This is a genomic window from Sulfuricurvum sp., assembly GCF_028713855.1.
GTDB lineage: Bacteria > Campylobacterota > Campylobacteria > Campylobacterales > Sulfurimonadaceae > Sulfuricurvum.
Map to the genome: position 1 here is coordinate 33,542 of NZ_JAQTNN010000004.1, position 12,002 is coordinate 45,543.

Sequence of the window (12,002 nt, forward strand, 5' to 3'; positions counted from 1 at the left end):
GGATCTGTCATGACAAAATTAAGTATTGCAACCGCACTGATTTTAGGAACCTGTGTGTTTGCTCAAGCGGCGGATGATTTAGCCTCAGCATTTAAAGAGGGAAAACTGGACGGTCGTCTCAGAGCTCAATATTTTGCTACTGATTGGGATAACGATGCCAAATACAGTGCGACCGGATTTGCCATCGGCGGAAGTTTGATTTATAAGACGGCACCTTTGTATGGATTTAGTTTCGGTACAGGTCTCTATACCACCCAGAACCCGGGCGGATGGACGGACAAAGAAGACGGTACAAATGCCAATACAGCCAAAGATCTATTCTTACGAGGACCGGGATCAGCTTATAGCTACGGTGAAGGGTATGCGGTTTTAGCGCAAGCGTATTTGCAATATGACCTTGCAAAAAGTAAAATCAAAGCGGGTCGAATGCTGATGAGTAATCCATGGATGTCTCCGAACGATACTAAAATGATCCCTATTGCGCTTGAGGGGGCTGATGTCGTTTCCAATGATCTGCTCAACACGACGATACAGTTGAACTATGTCGATAAAATCAAAGAACGCGGTATGGACTATTTTGGGAATATGGCCGAAACACTGGACACACCTACAAAAATCAGCAATTATTATGACACGGGGTATCACACAAGCGGAGCGACACACGGTGAGGCTCCAAATGTCACTATCGTCGGAGTAACCAATAAATCGATTGATAATCTTGAGCTCCAAGGTTGGGTAATGCATTGGCCGGATTTGGTCGATCATCTCCGTCTCGAAGCTAATTACGCACTCGAAGCGGGAGATGTTATCCTCGGATTCGGCGGTTTATACATGCAACAGTATGACAAAGGTGCAGGAGATATTATCTTGCCTAAAGTTAACAACTATGATAGTGACAACAGTGTCGATACCTATCTTTGGGCATTAAAAGCAACAGCAAATTATCGTGCGGCAACTTTTTTACTCTCAACATCACACACGGATGGCGGTGCAGATATGATTGCACCTTGGCGCGGATTCCCGACGCAGGGCTATACTCGCAGTATGACGCAAACCGATTGGAATGCCAATACAGACGCCTACAAAGCTCAGTTTGATTATGACTGTAATGCTATCGTATCAGGGGTCAGCACCATGCTAAGCTATTCGTATTATGACCGTGATCCGAGTAAAAAACCGTATCAAAGCATGACCGACAGAGCTTTCGGAAACGGTGACACCCGTCAATGGAACTTTGATGTGACCTACAAACTTTCCGGTAATTGGAAAGGGACAGAGCTTAAAGCCCGTCTAATGGATCAGAACAATGATCAAACAACTTTGGCAACGGCAGAAACATCTAACCGCGAAATGCGTTTGGAAGCGAACTACCGTTTTTAATATATCTCCCCTCTGAGGGGGCTAACGTAAAGTTTTAAGAATACGAAAGGAAATAGCATGACAATTTTAATGTCTGAGGGAAAACCGGTATCAATGTTCAGTGCATGCGGAACAAAACCATTTCAAAGCGCAAGTATGACACCCCATACTGCCGAAGCTAAAATCGACTTTGTCTATCCCGAAGTCGCTTTTCCTTCCATCCTCCTTTATCAACAATGGGGTGAAGAAAATATACGTCAAATGGTCCGTTACCATCATGGTTTACTTCGTAAAAGTGCTATCGGCAATCTCTTCCCTGCTGATGATTCCATGTTTACCTTTGCAACCGAAAAGACCGCCGATTTTTTCGTCGAAGCACTCGGAGGGGAAAAAGCCTATACCTCGGTACATGGTCATCCCGCTCTAAGAATGCGCCATTTTCATATCACTATCGATGAAAAAGGGCGTGAAATTTGGCTGATGATGTACAAAAAAACAATCAATGATCTGAGTATGCCACCTGAGCGTATCGAAGAGTTTTGGAACTGGATCGAGCCGCTTTCTATCCGTATGATCAACCGTCGAACCACCGTTGCACCGATCGAACGCCACCCTTATGCCTCTATTTGGAAGCAAATGGGAAACGAGGAAAACTGAGATGTTTTTTTTAAACCCTACCGTTATATCAAAAAAGATACACAATAAGAACTCTTTATCAAAAACAAAATCATTTGCCGCTTCAATCGGGGTACATGCTACCCTGTTGGCGGCCATATCTTATTATATAGCGCTTCATCCGATCCCTATGCCCGAAGCAGAAAAAACGATCACGATCTCCCTCTCGGATTTTACGTCGACCAGCGGTGATATACAACGGATGGAGACCTCTGTTTTGCACAAAACTCAGATGATACAAAAACCGGTTCAAACATCCAAAGTACAACCTCTAACGGTTCCTTTAAAACCTCTGATTTCTACGACCCCTGAGCGGACACCGTCATTAACTCCTTCGGTGTCCTCTGAGGCGTCCGCGCCCCTAGCCGTGTCCCAATCCGCGTCTTCAGTTTCGCCAGCCAAAAACGACAATGATTCTCCTCATTTGACACCATCCGGCTCTGAAAAAGAATTACCAAAAAACTCAGATAATCAAATCGGCGGAGCGGCATTGGGACACATTCGAGCTATGATCGAAAATGCCATCACCTACCCTACTATTGCACGAAAATTGCGATTGGAAGGGGTTGTAATGGTCACATTTATTCTACAACCAAACGGTACTGTTGAAATGGCACAGGTTAAATCAACCAGTGGCAGTAACGTACTCGATACCAAAGCGATACAAACGATTCTCAGCCTCAGCGGTGATTTTCCCGCATTGGGAAAAACCTTTGAACTGAGTATCCCTATCGCTTTCAGTTTACATAAATCCTAAAGGAAACCTATGAATACGTTGCTTAAAGTACTCCTTTTATCGGTGTTTGTTGTTGGAGCCCATGCAAAAACAATCACCGATATGGATGGACATCCGGCTATACTTCCCGATCAAACCGATCGTGTTTTCGGTTCATCTCCCCCGATGAATTATCTCATTTATACCCTCAATCCGGAAAAAATGATTGGTCTCAATTTCGCGGCAAAAAATGCGAATAACAGCGCTGATGAGAAGTATCTGAATAAAAAATTTCTCTCTCTGCCGGTAATAGGTTCCTTTCACGGTGGTGGACAAAATATCAATCTCGAAACACTCATGACATACAAACCGCAACTCGTACTCGTATGGCAAGATGATATGCTGGTTCAAACCGTCGCACATGAAATCGAAAAAACCCATATTCCGACCTTTATGATTCCGTTTCGGGAAATCAACGATATGCCGCGTGCATTCCGTCTTGCCGGGGAGGCTATCGGTGAGGCTAAACGTGCAGGCGTATTGGCTTCCTATTCCCAAAGTATTATCAATGAGGTACATAAGAGTGTTGTCAAAACCAAACCTGTTCGCTATTACTATGCGGAAGGATTGGATGGTCTCTCTACCGAGTGCGACAAATCGTTTCATGTCGAAGCGCTTAATTTCGCCGGAGGAGAGAATGTCCATAAATGCCAACAAAGCGGTATCTTAGGGTTAGAGAAAATCAGTTTTGAGACTCTCCTTTCTTACAATCCTGATGTCATTGTCGTCCAAAATAAAAGTGTTTATTTTGATCTCAAAAATGATCCTATGTGGAAAAATCTCCGTGCGGTACAAACAGGACGTATTCACCTTGTCCCCGTGCAACCGTTTAACTGGATAGACCGACCACCGTCTTTTATGCGAGTACTAGGTATTCAATGGGTTGATTCAATTTTCCATCCAAAAACTTATAAAGTAGACCTGACCCAGCGTACAAAAGAGTTCTATACGCTTTTCTTACACGTCAAACTCAGTGATCAAGAAGCTAAAAATCTATTAGGAGCCAACCAATGAAGCTTTCCCCTCTTGTAATTTCCATCGCCGCGTGTGCGGTACTTGCCGCGAGTCCTTTAAGTATCGAACGTATCGTAGTTAGCGATACGGTTGATTATAACGATCTCTTAGGCGCAGAAAGCAATCTCTCCAAGGGCTCACAAACCTTTGGAGCTAAAAGCATCGCCACCCTCAGTACACAGGCTAATATGAACCCTTACAGCGTTATCGCTTATTCGCCTTCGGTCAATTTTACCCCTGTCGATCAGGCCGGATCGAATGAGCCTTCTTATCATGACCCAATCCGTATCCGCGGTAAAAGCCAAAGTGGTCCCGGAGGGGTCTTTATGATCGACGGTATGCCGATCTCCAGTAATCCCGGTGGCGGAAAACAGTTGATGGATATGGAAAATGTATCCTCAATTGATTTGTTCAAAGGGTATCTCCCATCTGATAAAAACCTCGGATTTTCATCTTTGATCGGTAAAGTCGATATGAATGTTCTCGGTGCAAAATCGAAATCCGCCGCAGAAGTGTCTCAATCGTTCGGTTCGGACAACTTCCAACGTACCTTTGTCCGCTTCGATTCGGGTAAAGTCGGCGATATAGCGGTATTCGGTTCATTCTCACAACTCACCAATGACAAAACAAAAGGCGAAGGGGATCTCAAACGGCTCAACGGTACTGTAGGACTCACCTATACCCCTAACAGTACGTTTAAAGCTAAACTCACCGCGATCCGTAATGCGGACGATCATCATAACTATTACAATCTCAGCTATGCGGAAGCCAATGATTTGGGTAAATATTTTTCAAAAGATTATGCAACAACCAAACCGACTACCGCTAATAACGTCAACTACTATGATTTCAATAAACAAAAATTTTATACCACGGCAGTTTTAGGCGAATTTGAATATAAACCGACGTCATCAGATGTCATTACCATCAAACCCTACTATAAAAAAGACAAAGGAGAATATTGGTATTCCAGTGTCAGCAGCGATGGTAATGCCAGTAAAAATCGTGTCATTAACTGGAAGATCGATCATGATCTCTTCGGTGCCGTAACCTCGTATGATCATACTTTTTCCGAAGCGCTCAAAACGTCTATAGGGTATTGGTATCATAAACAGCTCCCTCCCGGACCTCCTGCTGATCAAGAAAAATATACGGTTAACAGCAGCGGTAATTTGGTATTTAACGGATATGCCGTACTTGCCGACAACGACTACCATATTTTGCAAGCCCCTTTCGCACAACTGAGTGGAACAATCGACCGATTAACCTATACCGCAGGATTACAATATCAAACTTTCAAACTCGGTTCGCTCCACAGCTATACGAACGGGACAGGTGCATCTACCAGCTCGAACTATGATACTGCAATTGCCAACGGGACATTGGATACATACTCAAGTGTCGATGCAAAAACCTTTCATACTTTTATTCCATCGCTCTATGTAGGATATGCAATATCCCCATCGACTTCAGCGTATATCGATTACTCACGTACTTACGGATTTGACGTCAATCTTTTCCCTACGTATGTTTCGAATCGAGCCAACTTCGTCAGTAAGAACGTAACGCTCCAACAGCTTTGGGATAAACTTGATTTGGAACTCTCCGATAATATTGATTTAGGCTTCAAATCCACCATTGGTTCGATCACTCTGAATCCAAACCTTTTTGTATCTTACGTACAAAACAAACAAGCCAACGTTTATGATCCGCAGTACGGTGTCTCGTATCCTGCAAATATCGGTGATGCATTCGGATACGGTGCGGAGTTCTCAGCCTATGGACCGATCAATGAAAATCTTGAGTTTCTTTTGGCACTTTCATATAATCAGTACCAATTTACCCAAAACTTTCAAAGCGGTACAAGTACAACGGTCAACACAGATGGCAAACAGCTCCCTGACGCACCGGAGTATATGGCTAAAGTCGCTCTCTCTTACCACCTAGGGGATTGGACGCTAACTCCAAGCGGACGTTATACCTCCAGCCGATGGGGAGATGTACAAAATACCCAAAAAATCGATGCATTTACGCTGGTTGATTTTGATGTAGCTTACCGTATGACACAGTTTATGGGTTCACATGATGCTCTTTTCCGTCTCACAGCCACGAATCTGACCAATGAAAAATACATTGCAACCATCAATGCTGCGGATAATTATCTCGCTGCCACCGGTGTCACGACTACCTATCAAACCGGTGAACCGTTCGGACTGTTCGGCAGTATCAATCTGAAGTTTTAAGGGCTATGATGAAAAATATCAAACCGATCAGTTGGATAATCGGCTCAACAGTGCTTTTACTCGTTGTCGCCACATTATCTCTATTATGGGGACAGTATCCGATTACACTGGAGACATTGATCGGCTATCTCCAGTTTAAAGTTCTCGGAGGAGTAGGCAATGATACCTATACCCTCCTCGATAACATTATTTTACAGATTCGTCTTCCTCGTGTCCTACTCGCCATCCTCATCGGATCAGCTCTAGCAACCTCCGGTGCCGCGTTTCAGGCAATGTTTGTCAATCCTCTCGTCTCACCGGGGATTTTAGGAGTACTCGCTGGGGCATCATTCGGTGCGGCAATGGGGATGCTTATAAGCGAGCAATGGTACGTCGTTCAGTTGCTCGCATTTGCCTTCGGATTTGTCGCGGTCGGAGTTGCGGTACTCATCGGGACAATGGTAACCAACTCACGCTCAACCGTGATGCTGGTTCTCGGAGGGGTTATCAGTAGTGCGCTCTTTACCTCGCTCCTCTCCATCATCAAATACCTCGCTGATCCCTACAGCACTCTCCCAGCCATCGTTTACTGGTTGATGGGGAGTTTGACCATGGCGGATTTACATGGAGTATTGCTTATCTCGATTCCGATGCTTGTCAGTGTCATTGGGATGATTGTATTGGGCAAATACTTCGATCTCATGAGCTTGGGAGATGAAGAGGCAAAAGCATTAGGGATTAATGTTACGATGATTCGTCTAGGGGCAATTATACTCGCAACATTAGCCAGTTCACTCTCCGTCGTTATGGCGGGGATTATTGGATGGATCGGGCTTATCATCCCTCATATCATCCGTATGGCGGTGGGACCCTCACATCGACTGTTGATGCCTCTTTCGGCGATAGTGGGAGGGGCATTTTTGCTCCTTGCCGATACCATCTCACGACTGGCTTTCACCGTCGAAGTCCCTATCGGAATTCTCACGTCGCTTATCGGGATTCCTGTCTTTATCATCGTACTTAAAAACGCGAGGGCAGCATGGAACTAAAACCTATCATTACGGTAAATGATCTCCATTTTTCGTACCCTAAGCGTCCGGTATTGGAAGGGATCGATTTCACCCTCCGTCGCGGTGAGGTCGTCAGTCTGTTAGGACCAAACGGATGCGGTAAAAGTACCCTTATTCGCCTTATCCTCAAACTTATCAACGCTAAACGGGGTGAGATATGGCTCAACGACAAAACGCTGCACCGCTATTCGCATCGTGAGATCGCAGAACATATCGCCTATATCCCCCAATATCACAACGTACCGTTCAACTACAGTGTACTGGAGATGGTCATCATGGGTCGTGTATCCAAGCTCGGATTTTTCGCTGCCCCCTCCGCTCGTGATTATACTATTGCCCATGAAGCATTGGAAAGAGTCGGGATTGCCGATTTAGCCGCGCGTCCTTTCGGTCAGCTTAGCGGCGGACAAAAACAGATGGTACTTCTCGCTCGTGCCCTTACCCAGGGGGTGGATACGTTTATCATGGATGAACCGGTATCGGGTCTCGATTACGGTAACCAAATTCGCCTTTTGGAACTGATTGTATCTCTCAGTACCCAAGGCTATACCTTTCTCAAAACGACCCATTATCCCGATCATGCTCTGCTGGTTTCCAGCCGAGTCGCAGTAATGAACCACGGTAAAATCATCGCTGACGGCACTCCTGAAGAGGTAATAACCCCTGATATGATCCATGACGTTTATGGAATAGAAGCCGACCTCATCGTCCACGATACCCATACCCGCTGTCTCCCGATTTTTAACAAAGGAACTCTATGAAAATACTTATCCTCATAATCGGATTGCTTATTACAAACGTACAAGCTCGTACCATCACCGACGATTACGGCAGAGTTGTTACGATTCCCGATAAAATCACCAAAATCTATTCGGCTTCTCCACCGCTGACTATCAGCCTAACAGCGTTCGATCCCTCTCTCGTTGCAGGATTAAATTTTCCGTTTAGACCCGACCAAAAACCCTATGTCGGTGTAGCCGCTTCACGTCCGGTGGTTGGTGGATATTTTGGACAAGGCAACACTCCTAACATAGAAATTTTAGCTTCCATAAAGCCCGATGTTATTCTCATGTGGGGGAATGCAACCGGTGTTGAAAATCAACTCGGTAAGTTATCCGCGTTAGGTATCCCCGTACTCCTCGTTCGTGACGACACGATCAATGATCTTGTGGGAGAGTTCAATCTCTTAGGCAAACTCACCGGAAACACTAAACGATCCTCCGAACTCATCGCCTATACCCAAGAGACCTTAGGATTGATAAAATCGCTTCAGGCCAAAGTCAATGCACGTAAAGACGTTCGCTACTACTTTGCCGAAGGGTTGGATGGAATGTCGAGCGAGTGTGAAGGTTCAAGACACCTCGAGCCTTTCACCTACAGCGGAGCCAAAAATGCTATTAATTGTAAAGTCTCTTCCCATTACGGGATGGAAAAAATATCACTGGAAACAATCCTCCTCGCCGATCCGGATGTCATCGTTGCCATGGAAGAGTCATTTGCAACATCGCTTAAAACCAATCCTCAGTGGAAAAATCTTCGTGCGGTTAAGAGTGGACACGTTTTAACTGTCCCTACCCTACCGTTCAACTATATCAGCCGTCCCCCGTCTCTCACGAGACTCATGGGAATACGGTGGCTGATACACACCTTTTATCCCGATCTGATCGCCCCAATCGATCAGGAGAAAAAACGGTTTGAAAAACTCTTTTTCCCTGCCTATCGGGGATAAGCGTTTTTTTAACTATCGTTATATCATATTTGATACATATAGGAAGTACCATGAAAATAGGACTATTTTGCCTTAGCGAAAACTACTCCGGCAATGTGCAAGAGAGCATTATGGAACAGCTCCGTCTCGTTGAGTTGGCCGATGAACTCGAATTTGATGAAGCGTGGTTCGGCGAACACCATTTCAACGCTTTTAGCGTCATTCCCGATCCTGCGGTAATGATCGGTTATGCGGCGGGGCGTACCGGATGTATCCGACTGGGGAGCGCAGGGTTTCTCGCCCCCTTTTACCACCCCGTCCGACTCGCTGAAAGTATCGCGGTGCTCGACAATCTCTCAGACGGTCGGATCAATGCGGGATTTGCCAAAGGGGGATTCGCTCCCGACACCAGATATTTTCTTCAAAACAAAGAGGATCTAAGAGCGGTGATGTACGAGAGCGTCGAGTCCATCGATGCCTTGTTGCACGGCAACGATACTGAGTACAACGGTGATTTCGTCCAAACCAAAAACATTCCCATCGCACCTCATCCGATCCAAACGCGAGTCCCCTTTTTCGTCGCGACCTTCTCCTCCGAAGAGACGATAGCATTTGCCGCACGGCACGGCTATGGGCTGATGATGTCCCAAGGTGCCTCTTTAGAGGAGTGTATCGAGGCACGTAACCTTTATCGCTCGATCGCAGAATATGAGCCCGAAATGGTCATCATGCGGGTTTTTTATGTCGCCGATACGTACGAAGAGGCATCACGCGCTGTTTGGCCGGCGATCGATCATTTTGTTCGGTGTATGCGCGCCGTCCAAGAAGAGCAAACCCAGCCGACATTCGATCTCGAAGCCTACCAACTGCTTCTAAACGAGCGCAAAGGGTTTTTCAACGGTCAGAAGTTTTTTGACAACGCCATTTTGGGAACCCCCCAACAGTGCATCACTACCATTAAAACCATCCAAAAGGAGCTTAATCACGTCCACCTCGTCCTCAAACCCTCTTCCACCGATCATGCTCAAAATCAGTGGATGCTATCACGGTTCAATGCCGAAATCCGACCCTACATTTAAACTTAAGGAAAAAGAATGAAGAAACATATGTTATTACTATCACTGGCAACTGCGTCGGTTTTATACGGTACAGAGGGAGTCTTTGAACTCGGCAAAGTTGATGTAACGAGTACCTCGGATACATCGAGTTCTACGACTACGATCATCGATGCACAAGCGATGCAAGATCATGAACGAAAAACCGTCGTCGAAGCGCTTAACCTTCTACCGGGTGCAACGATCCAAAGTTTTGGTGCCCGTAATGAACAGATGATTATGATACGAGGATTTGACGTTAAACACGCCCCGCTCTTTATCGACGGTATCCCTATCGCCGTACCGTATGACGGATACGTTGATTTCTCGCGATTCACGACGTTCGATCTCTCCGAAATCGAAGTCTCCAAAGGACTCGCGTCTCCCCTTCTGGGAGCCAATACCTTTGCGGGTGCGATCAATCTCGTTACCAAAAAACCGACCAAAGAGTTCGAAGGGGAAGTCGGAGCAGGATTTTTCAGCGGAAACGGACGAACCGAATACATCAACCTCGGAACCAATCAAGGGAGCTATTACATTCAGGCATCCGGATCTAAAACCCAGCGCGATACCTATCCCCTCTCCGATGATTTCACCCCTGTACGCACGATCAATGAAGACGGCGGCGATCGCAACAACGCCTATGCAACCGACGACAAGCTCAATCTAAAAGTCGGATTTACCCCGAACTCAACCGACGAATACGCCATCAACTACATCCGCCAAAATGCCGACAAAGGGGTTCCACCGGATGAGGCGATGAACTTGTCGGGGCGCGGGTTCTGGCAATGGCGCTATTGGGACAAACAAAGTCTCTATTTCCTCTCCAAAACCGATTTTGGAAACTGGTATCTCAAAAGCCGCGTCTTTTATGACAAATTCCAAAACTCACTCGCGATCTATACGAATAACGGCTTGTACAACACCTTTGCCTATGGAGGAGTCGGTAATCCTAGCTGGTATGACGAATACACCAAAGGGGCATCATTAGAGAGCGGAGTAAAACTCTCTTCCGATAATACCCTCAAAATGGCGCTTCACTACAAAATCGACGACCACCAAGAAGGGGGCGTTAATCAAGTGGCGGTCTATGAGATGAAAGATACCATCAGCTCATTCGGCATCGAAGATACCCATACCTTCTCTAAAACACTCAAACTGACCATCGGAACCAGCTATGACCGCGAAGAGATCGATACGGCGCAAAATACCCAATACGGCAAACCCAATACCAATTATTATAATGATGGTGCTGGAGTGAGCCAAAACACAACGACCGGATACACAACAAGCCAAGAGTTTGCCCACGGAGACACCTCCTCCTTTAATCCTATGATCAAACTGGAGGGACAAATCGATGATTCCCTCTCATGGTACGGCGGTGTTTCAGGGAAAAGCCGTATCCCATCGATCAAAGACCGCTACTCGTTTAAATTCAACACCTTTGTCCCGAATCCTGCACTAGATGTTGAAAAAACCATCAACTACGAAGTGGGCGGAACCAAATCACTCGGAAATGCGTCGTTTAGCGGAGCCTTGTTTTACGCGGATGTGAGCGACTACATCCAAAGCGCTTATATACCGCTCTGGTACAAAAGCGGAGCAACCTACACTCAACAGCAACAACTCCAAAACGTCGGAAAAGTAACCCAAAAAGGGTTTGAACTATCCACCGTCTATGCACCATTCGAATCACTTTCCTTTGAGGGGAGCTACACCTACCTGAAAATGACCAACGAAGTCGATGAGAGCCAAAAAATCACCGACGTACCGAAAGAGAAGTTCATCGCTACCGTCGCCTACACTCCGATCGAAAACCTGACATGGTTCAATACCTATGAGTATGATTCAGAGCGTTATGCCGCTACGGGAACGACCGGAACCGCACCCAATACGAAAAATCTCTATAGTTCAACAGGATGCGTCTCGGTGTGGAATACCAAAGCGACCTTGAGAGCTACCAAAGCGGTCTCATTCGATTTGGGTATCAACAATGTATTCGATCGAAACTTTTACTACAGCTACGGCTATCCTGAAGCGGGACGCAGTGTCTTCGGCAATATCCGTTACAAATTTTAATCACCT

10 protein-coding genes are annotated in these 12,002 nt (G+C 45.9%); all 10 read left to right on the forward strand.

What is annotated here, in order from left to right:
* The first annotated feature begins 9 nt into the window (after positions 1–9).
* Genes PHI47_RS04965 through PHI47_RS05010 form a run of 10 tightly spaced genes read left to right on the forward strand, consistent with a single transcriptional unit; the run spans position 10 to position 11,996 of the window.
* Entirely contained in the window at positions 10–1,380 is a 1,371-nt protein-coding gene (locus PHI47_RS04965; RefSeq protein ID WP_299934412.1) for an OprD family outer membrane porin, read from the forward strand.
* 57 nt (positions 1,381–1,437) lie between these two features.
* Complete coding sequence (locus PHI47_RS04970; protein WP_299934416.1) at positions 1,438–2,016, forward strand: globin; 579 nt, start codon at positions 1,438–1,440, stop codon at positions 2,014–2,016.
* 1 nt (position 2,017) lies between these two features.
* On the forward strand, positions 2,018–2,791 hold the full coding sequence (locus PHI47_RS04975; RefSeq protein WP_299934419.1) for an energy transducer TonB: 774 nt from the start codon (positions 2,018–2,020) through the stop codon (positions 2,789–2,791).
* 9 nt (positions 2,792–2,800) lie between these two features.
* Entirely contained in the window at positions 2,801–3,823 is a 1,023-nt protein-coding gene (locus tag PHI47_RS04980; protein ID WP_299934421.1) for an ABC transporter substrate-binding protein, read from the forward strand.
* Positions 3,820–6,066, forward strand: coding sequence for a TonB-dependent receptor (locus PHI47_RS04985; RefSeq protein WP_299934424.1), 2,247 nt, complete (start codon positions 3,820–3,822; stop codon positions 6,064–6,066). Before PHI47_RS04980 ends, PHI47_RS04985 begins: the two co-directional genes overlap by 4 nt.
* Positions 6,067–6,074: 8 nt before the next feature.
* Positions 6,075–7,094 (forward strand): iron ABC transporter permease, encoded by a 1,020-nt coding sequence (locus tag PHI47_RS04990; protein ID WP_299934427.1) that lies wholly within the window; start codon positions 6,075–6,077, stop codon positions 7,092–7,094.
* Complete coding sequence (locus PHI47_RS04995; RefSeq protein ID WP_299934430.1) at positions 7,085–7,876, forward strand: ABC transporter ATP-binding protein; 792 nt, start codon at positions 7,085–7,087, stop codon at positions 7,874–7,876. The genes PHI47_RS04990 and PHI47_RS04995 overlap by 10 nt, the downstream gene beginning before the upstream one ends.
* Positions 7,873–8,844, forward strand: a complete 972-nt coding sequence (locus tag PHI47_RS05000) for an ABC transporter substrate-binding protein (protein ID WP_299934432.1) — start codon at positions 7,873–7,875, stop codon at positions 8,842–8,844. Before PHI47_RS04995 ends, PHI47_RS05000 begins: the two co-directional genes overlap by 4 nt.
* Before the next feature lie 50 nt (positions 8,845–8,894).
* Complete coding sequence (locus PHI47_RS05005) at positions 8,895–9,902, forward strand: LLM class flavin-dependent oxidoreductase (RefSeq protein ID WP_299934435.1); 1,008 nt, start codon at positions 8,895–8,897, stop codon at positions 9,900–9,902.
* A 15-nt stretch (positions 9,903–9,917) separates the two neighbouring features.
* Entirely contained in the window at positions 9,918–11,996 is a 2,079-nt protein-coding gene (locus tag PHI47_RS05010; protein ID WP_299934437.1) for a TonB-dependent receptor, read from the forward strand.
* The last annotated feature ends 6 nt before the right edge of the window (positions 11,997–12,002 follow it).